The organism is Moraxella canis (genome assembly GCF_002014965.1).
In the GTDB taxonomy this organism is placed as follows: Bacteria; Pseudomonadota; Gammaproteobacteria; order Pseudomonadales; family Moraxellaceae; genus Moraxella; species Moraxella canis.
In genome coordinates this window covers 37,987-58,155 of record NZ_MUXT01000004.1, presented here as the reverse complement: position 1 = coordinate 58,155, position 20,169 = coordinate 37,987, and the positions used below count along the sequence as shown (strand labels likewise).

17 protein-coding genes and 3 tRNA genes are annotated in these 20,169 nt (G+C 44.5%); 4 read left to right on the top strand and 16 right to left on the bottom strand.

The features are described from left to right. Positions 1–332: 332 nt before the first annotated feature. Complete coding sequence (locus B0180_RS02660) at positions 333–1,004, top strand: hypothetical protein (RefSeq protein ID WP_078255555.1); 672 nt, start codon at positions 333–335, stop codon at positions 1,002–1,004. Between the two features lie 20 nt (positions 1,005–1,024). On the opposite strand, the gene B0180_RS02655 is transcribed toward B0180_RS02660, so the two are convergent. From B0180_RS02655 to B0180_RS02630, 6 genes are all read right to left on the bottom strand, one after another. Then, positions 1,025–1,483, bottom strand: coding sequence for a hypothetical protein (locus B0180_RS02655; protein WP_078255554.1), 459 nt, complete (start codon positions 1,481–1,483; stop codon positions 1,025–1,027). Between the two features lies 1 nt (position 1,484). Continuing rightward, positions 1,485–2,201, bottom strand: coding sequence for a ribonuclease PH (gene rph, locus B0180_RS02650; RefSeq protein ID WP_049237357.1), 717 nt, complete (start codon positions 2,199–2,201; stop codon positions 1,485–1,487). A gap of 130 nt (positions 2,202–2,331) precedes the next feature. Further along, positions 2,332–4,038, bottom strand: a complete 1,707-nt coding sequence (locus B0180_RS02645; protein WP_078255749.1) for an AMP-binding protein — start codon at positions 4,036–4,038, stop codon at positions 2,332–2,334. A 335-nt stretch (positions 4,039–4,373) separates the two neighbouring features. Continuing rightward, positions 4,374–6,059, bottom strand: coding sequence for an AMP-binding protein (locus B0180_RS02640; RefSeq protein ID WP_078255553.1), 1,686 nt, complete (start codon positions 6,057–6,059; stop codon positions 4,374–4,376). A gap of 133 nt (positions 6,060–6,192) precedes the next feature. Then, positions 6,193–7,434: a bifunctional phosphopantothenoylcysteine decarboxylase/phosphopantothenate--cysteine ligase CoaBC gene (gene coaBC, locus B0180_RS02635; RefSeq protein WP_078255552.1), complete on the bottom strand. Its 1,242-nt coding sequence runs from the start codon at positions 7,432–7,434 to the stop codon at positions 6,193–6,195. 61 nt (positions 7,435–7,495) lie between these two features. Then, complete coding sequence (locus B0180_RS02630) at positions 7,496–8,245, bottom strand: TSUP family transporter (RefSeq protein WP_143821258.1); 750 nt, start codon at positions 8,243–8,245, stop codon at positions 7,496–7,498. Between the two features lie 242 nt (positions 8,246–8,487). On the opposite strand from B0180_RS02630, the gene nhaA reads away from it, so the two are divergent. Further along, complete coding sequence (nhaA, locus tag B0180_RS02625; RefSeq protein ID WP_078255550.1) at positions 8,488–9,714, top strand: Na+/H+ antiporter NhaA; 1,227 nt, start codon at positions 8,488–8,490, stop codon at positions 9,712–9,714. Between the two features lie 220 nt (positions 9,715–9,934). Next, complete coding sequence (locus B0180_RS02620) at positions 9,935–10,351, top strand: MliC family protein (RefSeq protein WP_078255549.1); 417 nt, start codon at positions 9,935–9,937, stop codon at positions 10,349–10,351. A gap of 131 nt (positions 10,352–10,482) precedes the next feature. Here B0180_RS02620 and B0180_RS02615 read toward each other — a convergent pair whose 3' ends face one another. From B0180_RS02615 to cysS, 5 genes are all read right to left on the bottom strand, one after another. After that, on the bottom strand, positions 10,483–10,821 hold the full coding sequence (locus B0180_RS02615) for an RnfH family protein (protein WP_078255548.1): 339 nt from the start codon (positions 10,819–10,821) through the stop codon (positions 10,483–10,485). Continuing rightward, on the bottom strand, positions 10,809–11,891 hold the full coding sequence (locus tag B0180_RS02610; protein WP_078255547.1) for a hypothetical protein: 1,083 nt from the start codon (positions 11,889–11,891) through the stop codon (positions 10,809–10,811). Before B0180_RS02610 ends, B0180_RS02615 begins: the two co-directional genes overlap by 13 nt. Positions 11,892–12,008: 117 nt before the next feature. After that, positions 12,009–12,698, bottom strand: coding sequence for a c-type cytochrome (locus tag B0180_RS02605; protein WP_049237371.1), 690 nt, complete (start codon positions 12,696–12,698; stop codon positions 12,009–12,011). Positions 12,699–12,959: 261 nt separating this feature from the next. Beyond that, on the bottom strand, positions 12,960–13,253 hold the full coding sequence (locus B0180_RS02600) for a c-type cytochrome (RefSeq protein WP_078255546.1): 294 nt from the start codon (positions 13,251–13,253) through the stop codon (positions 12,960–12,962). Between the two features lie 124 nt (positions 13,254–13,377). Then, positions 13,378–14,820, bottom strand: a complete 1,443-nt coding sequence (gene cysS, locus B0180_RS02595) for a cysteine--tRNA ligase (RefSeq protein WP_078255545.1) — start codon at positions 14,818–14,820, stop codon at positions 13,378–13,380. Between the two features lie 327 nt (positions 14,821–15,147). Between cysS and metG the strand changes: the two genes are divergently transcribed. Then, entirely contained in the window at positions 15,148–17,202 is a 2,055-nt protein-coding gene (gene metG / locus B0180_RS02590) for a methionine--tRNA ligase (protein WP_078255748.1), read from the top strand. 76 nt (positions 17,203–17,278) lie between these two features. Here the strand turns inward: metG and B0180_RS02585 are convergent, their stop codons facing one another. The 5 genes from B0180_RS02585 to B0180_RS02565 all read right to left on the bottom strand — a co-directional run bounded on the left by B0180_RS02585 (position 17,279) and on the right by B0180_RS02565 (position 20,095). Beyond that, positions 17,279–18,685, bottom strand: a complete 1,407-nt coding sequence (locus tag B0180_RS02585; RefSeq protein WP_078255544.1) for a wax ester/triacylglycerol synthase family O-acyltransferase — start codon at positions 18,683–18,685, stop codon at positions 17,279–17,281. A 144-nt stretch (positions 18,686–18,829) separates the two neighbouring features. Further along, positions 18,830–19,612 carry a thiazole synthase gene (locus tag B0180_RS02580; protein ID WP_049237378.1) on the bottom strand — a complete coding sequence of 261 codons (783 nt, stop codon included), beginning with the start codon at positions 19,610–19,612 and terminating at the stop codon, positions 18,830–18,832. A 180-nt stretch (positions 19,613–19,792) separates the two neighbouring features. Continuing rightward, positions 19,793–19,868 (bottom strand) — tRNA-His (locus B0180_RS02575). Positions 19,869–19,886: 18 nt separating this feature from the next. Next, a tRNA-Arg gene (locus B0180_RS02570) sits at positions 19,887–19,963 on the bottom strand. Positions 19,964–20,018: 55 nt separating this feature from the next. Further along, positions 20,019–20,095 (bottom strand) — tRNA-Pro (locus B0180_RS02565). Positions 20,096–20,169: the final 74 nt, after the last annotated feature.

Below are 20,169 nucleotides of genomic sequence, written 5' to 3'. Positions count from 1 at the left end.
ACAGGCAGCAATAAAACTGCTTGTGCTTTGGCTATCGTTAAAACTGCATTAACTTAGCAATCTTTTGATAATTACAAAGATAGTCAATAAATATGCCAATGCCTGCTGATAGACCACAGCTAATTATTATAGCAAATTATTCATCAAAGCTATCAAATTTTTATTACTTGATTTAATAAGCGTCCTCATTTACCATCCAATTGACAGGATTATGGTTACTAGATCGTTTTTGCTATCTTATTAATAACATAAATCTAACCGATCTCATTATCTTTCTTAAATCATTAATATGCTATACTACATTTACTCTTTTTTTAGTCTATTATCAATCCATGAATACCCCAAAGTCGCCACCTGTTAAGCCAAAAGCCAATCAGTCAAACTTTCGGCACTCTTTTTTAATTATCTTGCTTGCAGTGATAGCAATGGCTGGGTTATTGGTTGTCAGCGTCATTTATTTAACCTCTCATTATGAACCCACGCCGCCCGCCCAGGACTCTGAAGCTGTATCTGATTTGAGTATTACACCTTTATCCGAGGAAGAAAAGGCAGTTTTGCAAGCTTTAACTGAAGCTGAGCTATTAGAGTCAGAAGCACTGACAGAGGCTGATGAGTCAGAAGCTAAAGAAGAGTCCGCTGAAGAGCCATCACAGCCCACTGTTCAAACCAGAGAAGCTGACAGTGAACCTGATAACGAACCCAAACAATCATCGGCTACACCTCAATCAAGCGCTAATAATCAAGCCCCACAACCTCAAATTCCACCCCCAGAGCTGCATTTGCCGTCGCGACAAGTGCCTGCTGCTGCACCAATCGTCGATCAAGAATATATTAATACTGAGGCAGCTCAGCAAGCAGATCTCATCGATGCAGAGATTTCAATTGCAATCAATCAAGTTCGCAAACTCAATGAGCAAAAATTGGCGGCGGTGATTGCAGAACGCACTGAAATATCAGCGCCCAAACAAACCCCTCAAGAGACTGGTGACAATCCATCTGAATGACTTGATCATAAAGAAAGTGACTATGTTTCTGCCAATTTGATCGTCACTTGATTGGCTTGGACGGACTTACCCAGTAGCAACTGCTCAGCCACTTTTACTTCACGAACATCACCAAAACCCGTAAAACGATACTCAATATCACGGTCGATGACTGTAATTTCGCCATCTTTAGCGGTGACTGTAGCTGATGGCGATAAGGTTAGGGCTTTATTATTGATTTCAAAGCGCTTGGGTGTCAATCTGAGCTGACCTTGTGAAAACATATGGCGAGATTTTGCTTTTTGTCTTTGAATATTAAAAGCGAAAATTTGCACTGCAAACAAAAACAGTGCGGCTATCGCAATCGATACAGGGGCAGTAAAGCAAATGACCGCCACAATCAAACCGCATACCAATAAGATAATTGACCACCAAAATAGCGGATCTTTTGCTTGTCCATTTAATGTGATGATAACGCCATCGCCGTCAACTGTGAGCATATTACCAGCCCAGCGCTTGCTTCTGTGCTTCGATGATTTGCTTGATGCCTGACTCTGCCAATCCTAGCATCGCATCAGCTTCATCACGAGTGAACGGCTTTTCTTCTGCGGTGCCCTGAATCTCAATAAACCCTCCTGCTTGCGTCATCACCACATTCAGGTCAGTATCACAAGTTGAATCTTCGGCATAATTCAGATCAAGCAGCGCCTGACCATCCTTGATGCCCACAGAAACTGCCGCCACCAATCCCAAAAGCGGGTCTTGGGTGAGTTTCTTATCACGCTGAAGATGTTCTAAAGCATCAATCAAAGCCACAGCTGCGCCACTAATACTGGCTGTGCGTGTACCGCCATCAGCCTGAATCACATCGCAATCAATGTAAATGGTGTTTTCGCCAAGCTTTGACAGATCCAACATGGCACGCAATGAACGCCCGATCAGACGTTGAATCTCTTGGGTACGCCCTGATTGCTTTCCTCGCGCCGCTTCGCGCTGCGTACGGGTACCTGTGGCGCGTGGCAACATGCCATATTCAGCAGTCAGCCAGCCCTTACCTTGACCTTTTAGCCAGCGTGGCACGCCAGCTTCGATACTAGCAGTACATAAAACCTTAGTCTCTCCAAAGCAGACAAGCACCGAGCCTTCGGCGTGTTTGGTGTATTGACGGGAAAAACTGATGGGGCGAAGTTGATTTTCTTGACGATTATCGATGCGCATGACGGCTCTCAATGATTTAATTTTGTTGGATGTCATTTTACCAAGATATGCTTGATATTACAAAGTATCATCAAATTAAATTTCAAAAACCAAAAAACCTGCCATAACTTTGGCAGGTTTTGGTCACGCATTATTTGCTTTCTTCAAGTTTTCTGAGCTCTTTACGCAGAATCTTACCGACGTTAGATTTGGGTAATTCACTGATGAACTCTATGTATTTAGGGCGCTTATAGCCTGTCAGGTTTTCTTTTGCCCACGCGCGCACTTCTTCTGTGGTCAGTGAGGGATCCTTTTTAACCACAAAGACCTTGACCACTTCACCGCTGTGATCATCAGGCACGCCGATCACACCGCACTCAATGACTTTTGGATGGGCGGTGATGACATCTTCGACCTCATTTGGATAGACATTAAAGCCAGACACCAAAATCATGTCTTTTTTGCGATCGACAATTTTCACAAAACCTTTTTCGTCCATGAAGCCGATGTCCCCCGTGCGGAAATAACCATCCTCAGTGGTGACTTTTTGGGTCTCATCAGGGCGCTTCCAATAGCCGACCATCACCTGAGGACCTTTGGCACAGATCTCACCTGGCTCACCCATTGCCACTTCATTACCATCATCATCCAAAATTTTGATGTCGGTTGCTGGCATGGGGATACCGATTTTACCTGTATAGCCGCCTGGCGGATTCAAGGTCAGTACCGGTGATGTCTCAGACAAGCCGTAGCCTTCGATAATGTAGTTACCCGTCAGGCGCTCCCAAGCCTTAGCAGTGTCAGATAATACCGACATCCCGCCGCCCAATGACAATTTTAAATTGCTGTGGTCAAGCTGCTTAAATCCTTCATGATGCACCAAACCATTAAACAAGGTATTAACCGCTGGGAAGAACGCAGGCTTATATTTGGCATAATCTTTACATAGCGCTGGAAAATCTCTTGGGTTGGTGATCAGCAGCATACTAAAGCCCATTTTCATGCCCAACAGACCACACGCTGTGAACGAAAAAATGTGATAAAGCGGCAAGGCAACCGCGACATATCGATTTGATAGATCCTGCTCAGGGAAGACTTTATTGAAAAATGGGATACACTGCTCAACATTCGCAGCAAGGTTACGATGTGTCAACATGGCGCCTTTTGCCACACCTGTCGTGCCGCCCGTGTATTGCAATACAGCAATGTCATCCAAGCTCAACTCAGGGCGATTATAGCTACCTGCCGGGACTTTATTGAGCGCCTCTTTAAAAGAAACATGACCAGGAATATTCCACTCAGGCACCATTTTTTTGACGTGACGGACGACGGCATTCACCAAAAATCCCTTTAAGCCAAGCATATCACCCAAAGATGCGACGATTACATGGCGCACTTGACCTTTATTCACCACTTTTTCAAATGTATGCGCAAAATTCTCAACAATAAATAGTGCTTTAGCCTCTGAATCGTTCAGCTGATGCTCAAGCTCATGCGAGGTGTACAAAGGATTGACATTCACCAGTGTCAATCCTGCACGCACAATGGCAATCATCGCAATCGGATATTGCAAAATATTTGGCATCATCACCGCAACTTTATCGCCTTTGACCAAGCCGAGCGACTGAAGATACGCGGCCATTTGACGGCTATAGTTATCAATTTCGCGATAAGTCAGCGATTTATCCATACAAGTAAACGCAACTCGATCACCAAAACGCGCAAATGCCTCATCAAAAATATCCATGAGCGAATTGACATTGTCAGGCAAACTGAAGTTAAAATCTAGATTATGTTCTTGATAGGTTTGATACCAAGGCGAATCAGTTGAGATGGTGAAATCGGTTGTATTAGTCATGTTCATTTATTTCCTTATATTAAACAAATCCATCAAAAGCCAAAAGGGGCGCGATGCATAGCGCATGGTGCGCTATGGTTGTAAATCTAGCATAAGTTACCCAATTAGACAAGAACTGTGACCAAAAAGTTACAATTTACTTTGCGATATCATTTTATGCAAAAATACTATAAAAATTTCAATCAAATAATGGAGATTTTTATAAAGTTTTTGAGGGTGTGATCATGGTATATTGATCAAATGATGGTCAGCCATAAAAATGGGCAAAGCGGCGTTAAAATAAAAAAGCGAGGAGACTCCTCGCTTTATGCTCTGTCATGTTGCCAAGTATTCATTTATAAATTTCTTAGCTCTTTTCTTAAAATCTTACCCACATTAGACTTAGGCAGCTCATCCACAAAAGCAATTTTTTTGGGGCGCTTATAGCCTGTTAGATTTTTCTTTGCCCACATTCTAATGTCTTTTTCGCTCAATTCAGGATCTTTTTTGACGATAAAGACTTTCACCACTTCACCGCTGTGCTCATCGGGCACACCGATGACGCCACACTCTAATACGCCTGGATGACTTGAAATGACCTGCTCAACTTCATTTGGATACACATTAAACCCTGATACCAAAATCATATCTTTTTTACGATCGACGATTTTAAAGTAGCCGTTTTCGTCCATCACACCAATATCACCGGTTCTAAAATAGCCATCTTCTGTCATCGCTTTGGCAGTTTCTTCAGGCTGTTTCCAATAGCCTTTCATGACTTGGGGACCCTTGGCAGCAATCTCGCCTGCTTCGCCTTGCGCAACTTTATTGCCATCATCATCAAGCAAAATGATGTCGGTTGAAGGAAAAGGAATACCAATTTTGCCGGTATAGCTGCCCAAAGGATTAAAGGTCAGCACCGGTGATGTCTCAGACAAGCCGTAACCTTCGATGATATAATTGCCGGTGATTTTTTCCCAAGCTTCGGCAGTGCTTGGTAATACCGCCATACCACCGCCCAATGACACGACCAAATTGCTGTGATCCAATGATTTAAAGCCTTTATGATTACAAAGAGCATTAAACAAAGTATTCACCGCAGGGAAGAACTGGGGGCGATATTTGCCAAATTGCTTGGTTAAATCATCAAAATCACGCGCGTTCGGAATTAATAAAAGCGCAAAGCCCATTTTCATGCCAAGCATGGTCACCATGAACGAAAAAATGTGATACAAAGGCAAAGCAACCGCCATGTACTCGCCGTGTTGGTGCGACTTTTCAAAGCCTGATTTGACATAGGTCATGCACTGCTCTACGTTGGCGATCAAATTACCGTGCGTGAGCATGGCGCCCTTTGCCACGCCTGTCGTACCACCTGTGTACTGCAAAATAACCACATCATCCAAATCAACCATCGGCTTGGTATATGAGTAATTACCTTTTAAAATATCCTTAAAGCTGACTTTATTTGGGATGCAATAATTTGGCACCATTTTTTTGATGTGGCGCACGACAGTATTGATCACTATGCCTTTTAGACGCATCATATCACCAATGCCCGTGGTGATCACTTGGCGAATTTGACCTTTGTCTTGAACCTTTTCAAAAGTATGCGCAAAATTCTCAACAATAAATAGCACTTTGGCTTCAGAATCCTTCAGCTGATGCTCAAGCTCATGCGCGGTGTACAAAGGATTGACATTGACAAGCACATATCCTGCACGAACAATGCCCATCATCACTGCCAAATACTGCGGTGTATTTGGCATCATAACTGCCACTTTATCGCCTTGCTCCAAGCCCAAAGATTGTAGATATCCAGCGATATTTTGACTTACTTGATCAAGCTCATCATAGCCGATGTGCACACCCATAAAAGTAATTGCGCGCTGTCCACGATTGGCTTGAAAATTCACATCAAAAAAATCTAGCAAAGAATTGACGCCTTCTGGCATCTTTAATTGAATGTCCAAATTGTTTTTTTGATAGGTTGCCTGCCAAGCACGATCCGCTGGCGTCACAAACCCCGAATAATTAGTCATAGATAACCCCCTATTTATGATTTTGAATTTTGAATACAGCAAAGCAGTACAGTACAAAGCCAAACACCGATTGACAATCTTTTTTTATGAACTGTTTTTCACATTTTTTGATTGACAAATATCTCAAATTATCTTAAAGAGATTTTTTATCAATGATCTTTGCGATACACCTGACCAACTGCTCGGCAATGTTAGCTTTGCTAGCTTTGGGCAAATCGACTGATGACTCAACATATCGCTCAGCAAAAAATACCGTCATGGCATTATCATCACTACCAAACCCAATCGATTGATCCGACACATCATTCACCGCAATCATATCCAAACGCTTGGCGGCAAGCTTGGCTTTGGCGTAATTTTCGGTGTCTTGAGTCTCAGCAGCAAAGCCAACAGCCAAAAGATTGGGATAGGCGCTGCAAATGGTTGCCAGAACATCTGGATTTTTCACCAGTTCAAGCGTCATGCTTTCTTGACCTTGGGTTTTTTTAATTTTATGCGTGGCGACAGATGCCATCTTAAAATCAGCCACCGCCGCCGTCGCGATGAAAACATCCGCTCTTTGACACACACTTAAGCACGTCTGCAGCATCTCATCTGCAGTGCCTACGGTCATTTTTTTGACACCGTAGGGTGTCTGTAAAACGACGCGCTTGCCCGACACCAAAATAACATCCGCCCCAGCGTCCCGGCAAGCACTCGCCAAAGCATAGCCCATCTTGCCGGTAGAGTGATTGGATAAAAAGCGCACCGGATCTATCGGCTCAATCGTGGAGCCGGCGGTGATTACGACCGTCTTACCAAGAAGCGACTGGGGAATTTGGCGACGCGCATAAAAAGCCAAAATCCGCTCACACAGATCTTCAGGCTCAGGCAAGCGACCTGCGCCAACATCACCACATGCCTGCTCGCCGCTGTCAGGACTGATCACATGATGACCAAATTGGCGTAGTTTTTTAAGATTATCTTGGACGATCGCATTCGCCCACATCTGCTGATTCATGGCAGGCGCGATCATGATTGGCGCGCTTGTTGCCACACAAACTGTCGTCACTAGATTATCCGCAAAACCACCGGCAAGCTTGGCGATCGTATTGGCAGAAGCGGGCGCAACCACCACCAAATCCGCCCATTTTGCAAGCTCAATATGCCCCATGCCAAGCTCGGCGGTCTCATCTAGCAGTTCAGTGTGCACCGCCTGCCCTGTCAAGGCTTGAAATGTCAAAGGCGTGATAAATTCACACGCCCCTGCCGTCATCATGACTTTGACAGAGCACCCTGCCTTGATCAGCAATCGGGCCAGTACGGCAGACTTATAGGCGGCAATACCCCCTGTCACAGCCAATAAAATATTTGGTAATTTGCTCATAATTTTCATCTGACAAATAAATTGGCATTATACACCATAACGCCCTTATCATCACCCACAATCCAAGATGCTACCAAAACAAATATCGACACACCATGGCAAAGCACATCAGCACAATGACGGGTCTGATAAATTTTGCGCCGCCTTTCACCACCATTTGACTGCCTGCAATCGCACCGATGATCTGCCCTGCCATCATCACAAATCCCACTTTCCACAACACATGACCGCCCAGCATAAAAAATAACAAGCTGGCAATATTGGTCGAAAAGTTTAAAAGCTTGGCAACTGCTGTGGCTTTGATCAAATTCATGCCGCGCAAAGCGACATTGGATAATGCAAAAAATGTGCCTGTGCCTGGTCCTAAGTAGCCATCATAAAACCCAACAAGCGGAACGGCAGTTTTTTGCCAAGTGTGATGACTGATTTTGGGTGCTTGCTCAATTTCTCCCAAATTTGGCGCAAATAAAGTATAAATCCCAACACCTGCCACCAAAAAAGGAATGACGACTTTGAGCATCTCAGGCGGTGATAGCTGCACCAAAAGCGTCCCAAGCGCAGAGCCAATGAATGCCATCAATATCGCGCCTTTGATCTGCGCAGGATGGATGATGCCCTTTTTTATCATGGTTAAAGAAGCAGAAAAAGACCCTGCCGACGCTTGAAGTTTATTTGTCGCAAGCGTTGCCACAGGCGGTACACCTGCCAACAAAAGCGCAGGAATCGTCAACAGCCCACCACCGCCCGCCATCGCATCCACAAAGCCTGCCACAAGTGCCACCGCAAATAACAGCGCCAAAATCTCAAAGCCTAAATCCATACCCACCCTTAATATCCGCCCATGTTGACAGCTAAGCTATTATACATGACGCATTTGATCTTTCAGAATTATTTTGCCTGAGTGAATTTGGTATTTTTGAGATAAATTCGCTAAAGTTTTGTAATCAAGCCTTTATCATAACCTTATTTTTATGCTAAAGTTAGGCATCATTTTATCAAATTCAGTGCCTGATATCGGATAATGCCCATTTGATGATACAAAGCACCCAATGTAGGATTCTTATGTTTGCACGAATCAAACGATTTTTAGAGCTTGAAGCGGCAGGTGGCATCGTGCTTGCCGCCGCCGCCCTTCTTGCCATGATTGTCGCCAATTCACCCTTAAAAAGCTTCTATGATGCCTTTATTCATGCGCCTGTGGTAGTGCAAGTGGGCGCATTTGAGATTGCCAAAGATGCCCATCATTGGATCAATGATGGCTTGATGGCGATATTTTTCTTTTTGGTGGGACTTGAGCTAAAGCGTGAAGCTTTGGTGGGCGAGCTGTCTGACATTAAGCAGATTATGATGCCTGCCTTGGCGGCTATAGGGGGTATGATTGTACCGGCGTTGATTTATGCCGCCTTTAACTATGGCAATCCCGAACAGTTGGCAGGTTGGGCGATCCCTGCCGCTACAGACATCGCCTTTGCTTTGGGTGTGCTAAGTTTGCTTGGTAACCGAGTGCCAAATGCACTGAAAGTCTTTTTGGTATCCATCGCCATCTTTGATGACCTTGGCGCGATTGTGATCATTGCTTTGTTTTATACCAGTGATTTATCGCTATTTTCATTGGCAGTGGCTACAGTGTGTTTTCCGTTTTTATTTGTTTTAAATAGAATGAATGTTGTCAGACTCACGCCTTACTTACTTATTGGTTTGGTAATGTGGGCTGCTTTGCTAAAATCAGGTGTGCACGCGACTTTGGCAGGGGTTTTGCTTGCGTTTTTTATCCCATTACGAAATAAGAACGACCCTGAGCATTCCCCATTAGAAGAGCTTGAGCATGATTTGCACAATACCGTAGCTTTTGGTGTGCTGCCTTTGTTCGCCTTTGCCAATGCAGGCATTAGCCTAGCGGGCACAAGCATTGATACTTTACTTCACCCTGTGCCGCTTGGCATCGCTGCAGGCTTATTTATCGGTAAACAAATTGGCGTCATGGCAGCTGTATTCTTCTGCTTAAAGCTTGGACTGGCAGGCTTGCCAAAAGGCACAACCGTCAAACAGCTGTATGGCGTATCCATGCTGTGCGGCATCGGCTTTACGATGAGTTTGTTCATCTCAGGTTTGGCATTTGGCGGAATCCCCGATGGCTTTGATCCACGTCTAGGCATCATCCTAGGTTCGATCATCTCAGGCGTTATTGGCTATGTCATCTTACGCGGTAACATTCCAAACGCTGATCACCCTGTGCTTGCCAAAGACTCAGGCGAAGGCTTTATTCCAACAGCCAATGGCTTAAAATAAGCTGATCAATAAATATTTGAAATCTTAAGCCAACGCATATGTTGGCTTAATTTTTAAGTTTTTGCATTAGGTATCTAAAGCTTAAAGACGCAAAACTTAAGTAACATTGTTCACATCAATATTACAGTTTACTCATCAAACATCATTCAAAAAATCGTCATTTGACCTATAATAATAAAACCAATTATGGCATCTGTGTGTTTACAAAAGGAACAATATGATGAAAAAATTACTTCTAAGCTCTGCAATCGTTACCATGGCAATCACTGGCTGTGCCACTTCAACGACAGTCAGCACGCCAGCTTCACAAACCAAGATGACCATGCCTGCTAATACAGCGCATCAGCAAACGCTTGTCGCTACTTACCAATGTGATCAAAACGCTAAGGTTATGGCAAAATATCAGCCAAACGAAGATCGCGCGGTCTTAACCATCAACGCACCGACTTGGCAGCTAAACAACCAAGAAATCACCATGCGTCCAGCAGTGAGCGGCTCGGGTATGCGTTTTATTAACGATACTAACCCAAACAGTCTATACGCTTGGCATGCCAAAGGTCGTGACGGTATTTTATCAGTCACAATCGCAGGTAAAGAGCATATGCTAAGCTGCGAAGCGACCGCCAAATCGATGTAAGTCTTTAAAAAGTTAATACTTTTTATATCCAAAACCCCAACCAAATTCGCTTTGGTTGGGGTTTTATAGTTGATTATTTATAGTATGATTGACTGCTTGATTGGATGAATGTTATTGGGAGAATTGTGAGCTTATGACCGTTTTTTGGATAATGCTTTTCGCTTACCCATCGGATCGATCGTCAAGTCTCGATAAATTTCCACGCGATCGCCTGAGCGAAGCGTTGTATCAAGGCGTCTTTTTTGGCTAAAAACACCCACATACCACGCTTTATGATTGGGATCGTTAGCCATGTTATGGTGCACCCAAGCCCAAAACTCGTTAAACTCTTCACCGCATGCCCAAGGCGTCGCCTTTAATGCTTCATAAATTGTCGCATCCACTGGCAAGCTGATCTCGCTATAATACTGCCTGCCCAAAAGTGAAACATGGCTTATGGCAACGGTAATATTAGGCTCTACGCAATCCATTCAAGCACCAAACCCACGAGCGAGGCAATGATCGCAATTGGAACAATGATACGCACAAACACTCGCCAAATATTATAACGAAGCTCGCTGTTCATATTAAATGTTTTGCGCAAATGGCTAATTTTCATGACAAAGCCTGAAAAGATCGACAGCATCAGCACTGCCACCAAGCTTAGGCAAATAATAATAATTAATAAAATATTGGCAGGAATGACACTAAATAAAATCGCAAGTAAAAGCGTTGCCGCTGCCGCCACCAAAAATCCAAAACGTGCGGTAAGCTGTATGGCAGCATAGTATAATAAAAATGCAGCAATCAATAGCATTCCAAGACTGGTCACAACAAAAGACGGAATGGTCACCAAAGCCGAGCCTGCTAAAATGGCCAGTGAACCAAAGATCAGCTGTGTCAGCCAAATCGGCAAGATGTATCCTGCCAAAGATTTTTTGGCTTGCATAAGGCTTGGCGTCGTCGCCATACCCCCAAACCAATACAAACCCGTCCCAACGCCAACACACAACAGCGCAAGCACCACCGCGCGAGACCACTCTGCCAAACTGACCTCGGTCATGACAGGCACACTCACCGCGCTATCAGCCAAAGATAATAATGAACCCATCAAAATCAGCAAGACCCCAACGATCAGCAAGCGGCTTTTAAGTAGGCTTAAGATCAGCGCAATGACCGTCAAACCCGCTGCAATACCAAAAGCTGGTATATCGGAGTGCTGCAAGGTTGAGCCAAAATGTGCATACGCTCCCAAAGCTATACGCCCCGAAATACTGGCAGCGATCAATATGGCGATCAGCACAGAAAGCAGCGCAAACCCACGCCAAACCAAGCCAGCATCTGCCTCACGAGTCAATTTTTGCATGCCTTGCCACGGTGTATCGCCCGAACGCGCCGACAACGCAAACTCAGCAAACAAAACAGGCAGACCAACCAAGACCATTGCCAAAACCCAAATCAGCCAAAAGTCCAGCTCGCGCGCCATATTGGGCGCTACTTGACCGATAAATATCAAAGGCAAGGCACACGCCACAAAAAATACCGTATATCGATGTAACATAATTAACACCATGATAAAGATTTGGGATATTTTAACATAAAAACCAGCAAAGCCTAAATCTCATCAACCATCAACAAAAAAACCCCCATAGTGGGGGCTTTGGTTTTAAGTATACAATCAGTGAACAGCTGCTAAATATTCAGACAAGATTTTGATATCACGATCAGACAGTCGCGCCGCCACCATCTGCATCATGCCCTTATCGCCTGCTTTGGCGGCATCATTGGTACGTACTTCCATATCTGATGCCACATCATCTTCACGACCAGCGGCGCGGAACAGTTTTAGCTGAGTGGCAAGATAAGCAGCGTGCTGACCACCCAAACGAGGGAATGCTGCATAGGCATTACCTGCACCCTTTGGATCATGACAACCTGCACAAGGAATCACGCCACGCGTCTTATCGCCGCCCAAATACAATTTGGTGGCTTCTGCAACAGTGGCTTTATTACCATAGCCTGGCGTCCATGGCGTTTGGCTGGCATAATACCCTGCCAAGTTTGCCAAATCCTGCTGATTCAATCCAGCCAATTGAGCTTCCATAATGCCATTACGACGCGCTTTGGTTTTAAAATCAACCATCTGCTTATAAAGATACTTGATATTTTGACCGCCAAGGTTCGGCTGAGCAGGTACAGGGCTCACACCATCAAGACCATGACATGCAGCACAGTTGGCTTCAACAATGGCTCTACCTGCTTCAATGTCGTATGCAGGCACAGTCACAGCATAAGCTGAAAAACTGGCAAGACCAATTCCTGAGGCTAGAGCGAGTTTGGCTAAAGTTGCTTTTTTGGCAGGTTTCATAATAATTTCCTACTAACTTGGCTAAGTCTTGGGTGATACTATGGCTAAATCTGAATTTAGCCCATCATTTATAATTCAAAAAACCACTGATGACAATTCATCTAAGTAACTTTCGCTATTATAGCAAGAGTTGGGTAAATTTTCCTACAAAAATTGTGGTTTTAGTAACATTTTTTTCAAATAATCGTGATTTTATTGACAAAATCAGCAGATGGATGAACATTTAGAGGCAGCCAAGCAGATTGATTATCGCCCTTTGCTCTATTTACTCATGTATTCAATCAGTTCAGCAAAGTCTTTGTCTGTACAATTTTGGCACAGCCCCATGGCAGGCATCTGCGGCATCCCTTGGCGAGTGGATTTGATCAATGCTTCTTTACCTTTTTGCTGATTTAGGCGATTCCATGTGGCGACATCGCCTTTTTTGGGCGCATTAAAAGTACCACTATCATGACAAGCTGCACAGCTTTTGGTATAAGTTTGGCTCACATCAGCGTGCGCAGTTGAGACCGCAGTCAAACCCAGGACCATTAACAGCGAGATCATAGTTTTCATAAGAACACTCTCATGTAATGAAATGAGTCTTTATTATGGGTGTTTTTAGCATAATTACAAGAGCATTTTGGTAAACGGTCGCTCAAGTCCTGTCACACAGATCAAACTTAAAACCCCTTATGTGTTATATGCGTCGCCAAGTCGTGCCAGCTCGGCTGTCTTCAAGCTCAATACCTTGCGATTTTAGCTCATCACGGATGGCGTCTGCCTTGACAAAGTCTTTATCGGCTTTGGCTTTTTGGCGCTCCACGATCTTGGCAGCGATGGCAGCATCGCTCAAGCCGTCGCGGGTGCTGCCGATATGGGCTTGCAAAAACTCATTAGGCGATGATTGGGCGATATTCAGCACCGAAGACAGCGTCTTTAGAATGGTAGCTTCTTGGACTGCTTTTTGGTGCTCACCTGCTTTTATTGCTCGATTGATCTCCGCCACGATACCAAAAAGTACGCTCACCGCTTTTGGGGTATTAAAGTCATCATTCATCGCTTTGGCGAATTCTTGACCTGCCTGACTCTCCCAAGCGCTTGGTGAGATTGAGATTGAGCCGAAGTTTTCAGCAGATTTTAGCGATTGATAAATGCGTGACAGCGCCGTATGGCTTTCTTTGAGTGCGGTATCAGAAAAATTCACTGGGCTGCGATAGTGGCTAGATAATAAGAAAAAGCGCACCGTTTCAGGATGAAATTTATCCACCACTTCGCGAATGGTGAAAAAATTGCCCAAAGATTTGCTCATTTTTTCGCCATCAATATTAATAAAGCCCATATGCATCCAATGATTGGCATAGGTTTTTCCGCTGACGCCTTCAGATTGGGCGATTTCGTTTTCATGATGCGGAAATTGCAAATCATGCCCCCCGCCATGAATATCAAATGTCTCACCCAAGCAGCATGTACTCATCGCACTACACTCAATGTGCCAACCTGGGCGACCCAGTCCCCACGGTGATTGCCAATGTGGCTCAGAGGGTTTGGCTGCTTTCCACAGCACGAAATCAAATGGGTTTTGCTTATCGTCTGCTGCACTGACGCGCTCTGATGCGCCGGCTTGCATGTCATCGAGTTTACGCTTTGATAATTTGCCATAGTCGGGAAATTTATCGACAGCATAATACACATCACCGCCATTGCCTTGGTACGCCAAGTCTTTATTCATCAAACCATGAATAAGATCTTGCATATTTTCGATATGCTCGGTAGCGCGCGGCTCCATGTTGGGCGATTGGCAGCCGAGCGATTTTTCGTCTTGCCACATCGCAGCGATAAACCGGTCGGTCAGATCAGTGATGGTTTCGCCATTTTCATTGGCCCGGTGAATGATTTTGTCGTCAATATCGGTGATATTGCGCACATAATTGACATCAAAGCCAATCGCTCTTAGCCAACGCACAATCACATCAAACCCCACCATCACGCGGGCATGACCCATGTGGCAGTAGTCATAGACCGTCATGCCGCAGACATAGATGCCTATTTTACCCGCTTCAATCGGCTTAAATGTGCGCTTGGTTGCGCTTAGGGTATCATAAAGCTGTAGGTCTTTTTGGGTTTGGCGTAATGCGCTCATGATCTTATTTTCCAAACAATAAAATAGTGATGATCACTTAAGCCACCGATCAAGCTGCCCTAAGGATAGGCAAATTGGTTATGTTTGATGTGGGCTTAAAATATGACGATTAACCACTCATAATAGCAAATTTTTCTTTAGATTTCAGTAAATTTGCAAAAGATTTGATGATGGTGCTGTTTGAGCATCGATTCATTTGGCGACGGCAGTTTTGATGGATGTGTCATCATCAGTTTGGGTGATGTGACTGGGTTTTGGATGATTTTACCACTGATATGGGCTATAATAACGCCATTTTATAGCGATTTTACAATTAATGGGATTTTTATGACAACGAACCGCAAAATTTTAGTTACTAGCGCTTTGCCTTATGCCAATGGTCCAATTCATTTGGGGCATCTGGTTGAGTATATCCAAACCGACATTTGGGTGCGTGCCATGAAAGCCATGGGCCATACCGTGACTTATGTGTGCGCCGATGACGCACACGGCACCGCCATCATGCTCAAAGCCGAAGCCAATGGCGTCACACCCGAAGAGCAGATCGCCACGGTCAAGGCAAGCCATGAGAAGGACTTTGCAGGATTTTTCGTTGATTTTGATAATTATTACTCAACACACAGCCCTGAAAATGAGCACTTTTCCCAAGAAATTTATACCAAATTACAAGAAAATGGCTACATCTTCACTAAAGATGTTGAGCAGCTGTTTGATACTGAAAAGGGGCTATTTTTGGCGGATCGCTTCGTCAAGGGCGACTGCCCTGAATGCGGCGCACCCGACCAATACGGCGATAACTGCGAAGTCTGCTCAAGCACCTATAATGCCACTGAACTAAAAAACCCGTATTCCACGCTTTCTAACTCAGTGCCTGTCATCAAGTCATCAAAACACTATTTTTTTGATTTACCGCAGTTTGATGACTTTTTAAAGACATGGACAAAAGCGGACGGACGCCTTCAGCCCGCCATTTATAACAAGTTGTCTGAGTGGTTTGAAGCCGGTCTTGCGCCTTGGGACATCAGCCGTGATGCGCCATATTTTGGCTTTAAAATTCCCAATACCCCCGCCGGCGAACCAGACAAATATTTTTATGTTTGGCTTGATGCGCCTGTGGGCTACATGGCAAGCTTTAAAAATCTGTGTGAGCGTAATGGCATAGATTTTGACGAATATTTTAATAAGGACAGTCAAACCGAGCTGTATCATTTTATCGGAAAAGACATCGTGTATTTTCATGCGCTGTTTTGGCCAGCCATGCTTGAAGGCGCTGGCTACCGTACGCCGACAGCCATCAATGCGCATGGTTTTTTGACCGTCAATGGCGAAAAAATGAGCAAGTCGCGTGGCACCTTTATCAAAGCAGAAACTTATCTGTCTCATCTAAATCCTGAATATTTGCGCTATTATTTTGCTAGCAAACTATCAGCAAACGTTGAAGACATTAACCTTGATCTGGATGATTTTATGCAAAAAGTCAATTCAGATTTGGTTGGTAAAGTGGTCAATATCGCGTCGCGTTCGGCAGGATTTATCCATAAAAATAATGCAGGCAAACTTGCCGACAGCTTATCTGAACCCAAGCTTTTGGAAGATATCATTGCAGCGGGCGATGAGATTGCCGCCGCTTATGAAGCACGCGAATTTTCTAAAGCTACCCGCCTAATCATGGCGTGCGCCGACAAAGCCAATGAATATATCGACACTCATAAGCCTTGGGCGCTCAATAAAGAAGGCAAAATCGAGGAGGTTCAGGCGGTTTGTACGGTCGCACTCAATATTTTCCATAAGCTTGTCATTTATCTTGCGCCCATTTTGCCTAAATTATCAGAGCAAGCCAAAGCATTTTTAAATGTCGATAGTTTGGATTTTGAGTCTCGCCATCAGCACCTAACAGCGCACACCATCAATGCCTTTTCACCGCTCATGCAGCGTATCGAAAAGGATAAAATCAGTGCCATGGTCAATGATTCAAAAGAAAGCTTGACTGAGTCAAAGCCTACCAAAAATACCAATCAGCAACAATCTAACAAAAAATCAGCCGTACAAACTGGCGATCATATCAGCATTGATGATTTTGCCAAAGTGACAATGCAAGTGGCACATGTGGTTGACTGCCAACGCGTTGAGGGTGCAGATAAGCTATTACAATTCACCTTAGATATCGGTGAACAAACTACTCGCAATGTATTTAGCGGTATCGCCAAATTTTATCAGCCTGAGGAGCTGACCGGTAAAAAGGTGGTTTGTGTGACCAATTTGGCACCCCGCAAGATGAAGTTTGGTATCTCAGAGGGGATGATTTTATCCGCCGAAAAAGACGGACAATTAACCGTGATCACCCTGCCTGATCAAATGCCGATTGGCGCCACTTTGGCATAACCGCACAATTATAAAATCCGCCGAATGTTAGGCATTCAGCGGATTTTTTTCAAAAGATCAATGAGTTTAATAGACATCAGCTCTCAGCAACTGGATGTTGGCTGTTCTTGTCATCACAGAGACTTTCATACTCATCAAGCGCTTTTGCAAGCAGCGATGGCAAAGATTGGATGTTTGGCAGCGCTGCTTGGCAAGCGGTGATCCCAAAATCAATACAATCTTGATAATTGGTAAAGCTGATATTCAGTGCCTGCCCATCAAGCAGCACCGAGACAGGATACATCGCTGTCAGACGCGCACCACTTAAATACAACGGTGTGTCATCACCAGGGATATTTGAGATGATCAGATTAAATGCTTGCTTGGTTGGAAATGCTCGTGTCGCCAAATTCACCCCCGCCCAAGCATAGTGCGCTGCGGTATAGTTAATAAACTCAGGTTGAGTCATGCGCCCAATACGCCCTTTGCCCGCCTGCATACTGTCATGAATCACCATCAGTCGCATGATAGGATCGGGATTATCTGTGCCCAAATTGGTAGGAATGAATGAGATTTGATTACCAATTGCGGTGTCATTTTTACGCAATGATGTCGGCACAAAAGCAATCAATGGCGCATCAGGCAAGGCGTTTTGTGAAATCAGATAAGCCCTGACGGCTGATGAGCACACCGCCAAGATCATGTCATTGGTGCTGACATTGAGCTGTTTGGCGATCTGCACAAAACGTGCTTTTTTTAGTGTCGTGACAGAAATGTGGCGACTGGTACCAATCCGCTGATTGAGTATGGATGACGGTGCCTGTAAGCTACTGATAAACTGTGTTTTTGGTGTCTGAGATGAGGCGGTTTGGCTCAGCTGATAATCAGACTTAAGCTCTTGATAGACTGGCTTTAGACCCACAATTTGATCTTTAAAATGCCCTAAAATCGACTTTTTATCCATCGCAAAGCTTGACCCTTTACGGCGAATGTCTCTCAACCAAATTGGCTTGGACAGCTTTTCATCAGGCGAATGTGACAGCGAACGCTGAAACAATCTCATCGCGGCGACGCCATCCATCATTGCATGATGAACTTTTAGGTACAACAAAAACCGCTTAGATCCGCCTTGTGTTTCTGGCTCAAGATTATCAAATAAATGCAGCTCCCATAGCGGTCTGGTGCGATCTAATTGACGCTCATGCAGTCTTGAGATTTGAGCGAGCGCCTCCGACATCTTGCCAGTTTGTAGACTGTGCTGATAACAATGGCGGTCGATATGAAATTTGCGAATGGTTTTCCAAGCAACCCTATGATAAAGCACTTGATTAAATGGGAAATTAGGGATGGCATCAGGGTCGATTCGATTGGCAAGCTCATTGATAAAGCTGGCTTCATCTTGATCTTCGGGCAGCTCAAAAACACAAATGCCAGCCACATGCATTGGCTGTTTGGCATTTTCTAGTAATAAAAATAGTGAATCAACAATGCTTAGCGCACGCATAATCCAAGACCCCTTAACCCAAAAAGTGTTCTATGATAACAAAATTTTGGGTTAATGATAAGTCCTCAAATTTTTATTTTTGTCGCTGCTAAGTATTTTAAGGTCAAATCAGGCTAAGACTGCCCAGTTTAAGGCATCGTCGGATTATTTGAAAAAATATCCTGTCTGCGGTGAGCTTGCTTGTGCCATATAGCGTGCTGGCATACGCCCCGCCAAGAAAGCTTCTCGACCTGCTACCACCGCATGGTTCATCGCTGAAGCCATCAACACTGGATTTTTGGCGTGAGCGATGGCAGTGTTCATCAAGACCCCATCACATCCAAGCTCCATGGCGATCGCTGCATCTGATGCCGTACCCACGCCTGCATCGACCAGTACAGGTACTTGGGTCTGCTCAATAATCAAACTTAATGTATGACGATTTAACAACCCAAGCCCCGAACCAATCAAACTGCCAAGTGGCATGATTGCCACACAGCCCATGCTCTCAAGCTCTTTGGCGACGATGGGATCATCTGATGTATAAACCATCACCTCAAATCCATCCTCAATCAGTACTTGTGCCGCTTTGACGGTCTCGATGACATTTGGATATAAATTCTTCTCATCACCAAGCACTTCAAGCTTCACCAGATTATGGCCATCAAGCAGCTCTCGCGCCAGCATACAGGTACGAATGGCGCTATCGGCATCAAAGCAGCCTGCCGTATTAGGCAAAATGGTATATTTATTTGGGGAAATCACATCCAAAAGATTCGGCTCATCTTTATTTTGACCGATGTTGGTTCGGCGAATCGCGACGGTGACAATTTGAGCGCCGCTGGCTTCAATGGCATCTTTGGTTTCATTAAGATCTTTATATTTACCTGTACCAACCAGCAAGCGCGACTCAAAAGTTCTGCTACCAATAATCAATTTATCCGACATATCAAACCCCTTATAACGTCTAAGAATTCAGCATTAATCATGCTTTGATTGATTAATAATCATTAAATACGCCGAAATATTGTACAGTAAAGACCTTTTTATGACAATGATTCACCCAATAATTTCAAATAAGGCAACAAAAAAATCCCATCAATAACCTATTGATAGGATTTTTGAATATGGGGCGACTAATGGGACTCGAACCCACGACAACCGAGATCACAACCCGGGGCTCTACCAACTGAGCTATAGCCGCCATAGTAATGCAGGCATATGGCGCGCCTGGCAGGATTCGAACCTGCGACCACCTGCTTAGAAGGCAGATGCTCTATCCAACTGAGCTACAGGCGCTCGAGTGGCTTAGTATGTTGACAATGCCAACAAAAAAAGCCTGTTCGGCTTTAAATGGTCGGAGTGGAGGGATTCGAACCCCCGACCCTCTGCTCCCAAAGCAGATGCGCTACCAAGCTGCGCTACACTCCGATTTCATCACTTCAAGCTTTTTGTTATCAGCTCGTCGTTGTGGTGCGTATAATACAACTAAGACCCCAAGCTGT

Excerpts from the sequence above, each read along its gene's own strand:
- B0180_RS02660 (WP_078255555.1), top strand. The coding sequence starts at position 333 with ATGAATACCCCAAAGTCGCCACCTGTTAAGCCAAAAGCCAATCAGTCA.
- B0180_RS02655 (WP_078255554.1), bottom strand. The coding sequence starts at position 1,483 with ATGCTCACAGTTGACGGCGATGGCGTTATCATCACATTAAATGGACAA.
- rph (WP_049237357.1), bottom strand. The coding sequence starts at position 2,201 with ATGCGCATCGATAATCGTCAAGAAAATCAACTTCGCCCCATCAGTTTT.
- B0180_RS02645 (WP_078255749.1), bottom strand. The coding sequence starts at position 4,038 with ATGACTAATACAACCGATTTCACCATCTCAACTGATTCGCCTTGGTAT.
- B0180_RS02640 (WP_078255553.1), bottom strand. The coding sequence starts at position 6,059 with ATGACTAATTATTCGGGGTTTGTGACGCCAGCGGATCGTGCTTGGCAG.
- coaBC (WP_078255552.1), bottom strand. The coding sequence starts at position 7,434 with ATGAAAATTATGAGCAAATTACCAAATATTTTATTGGCTGTGACAGGG.
- B0180_RS02630 (WP_143821258.1), bottom strand. The coding sequence starts at position 8,245 with ATGGATTTAGGCTTTGAGATTTTGGCGCTGTTATTTGCGGTGGCACTT.
- nhaA (WP_078255550.1), top strand. The coding sequence starts at position 8,488 with ATGTTTGCACGAATCAAACGATTTTTAGAGCTTGAAGCGGCAGGTGGC.
- B0180_RS02620 (WP_078255549.1), top strand. The coding sequence starts at position 9,935 with ATGAAAAAATTACTTCTAAGCTCTGCAATCGTTACCATGGCAATCACT.
- B0180_RS02615 (WP_078255548.1), bottom strand. The coding sequence starts at position 10,821 with ATGGATTGCGTAGAGCCTAATATTACCGTTGCCATAAGCCATGTTTCA.
- B0180_RS02610 (WP_078255547.1), bottom strand. The coding sequence starts at position 11,891 with ATGTTACATCGATATACGGTATTTTTTGTGGCGTGTGCCTTGCCTTTG.
- B0180_RS02605 (WP_049237371.1), bottom strand. The coding sequence starts at position 12,698 with ATGAAACCTGCCAAAAAAGCAACTTTAGCCAAACTCGCTCTAGCCTCA.
- B0180_RS02600 (WP_078255546.1), bottom strand. The coding sequence starts at position 13,253 with ATGAAAACTATGATCTCGCTGTTAATGGTCCTGGGTTTGACTGCGGTC.
- cysS (WP_078255545.1), bottom strand. The coding sequence starts at position 14,820 with ATGAGCGCATTACGCCAAACCCAAAAAGACCTACAGCTTTATGATACC.
- metG (WP_078255748.1), top strand. The coding sequence starts at position 15,148 with ATGACAACGAACCGCAAAATTTTAGTTACTAGCGCTTTGCCTTATGCC.
- B0180_RS02585 (WP_078255544.1), bottom strand. The coding sequence starts at position 18,685 with ATGCGTGCGCTAAGCATTGTTGATTCACTATTTTTATTACTAGAAAAT.
- B0180_RS02580 (WP_049237378.1), bottom strand. The coding sequence starts at position 19,612 with ATGTCGGATAAATTGATTATTGGTAGCAGAACTTTTGAGTCGCGCTTG.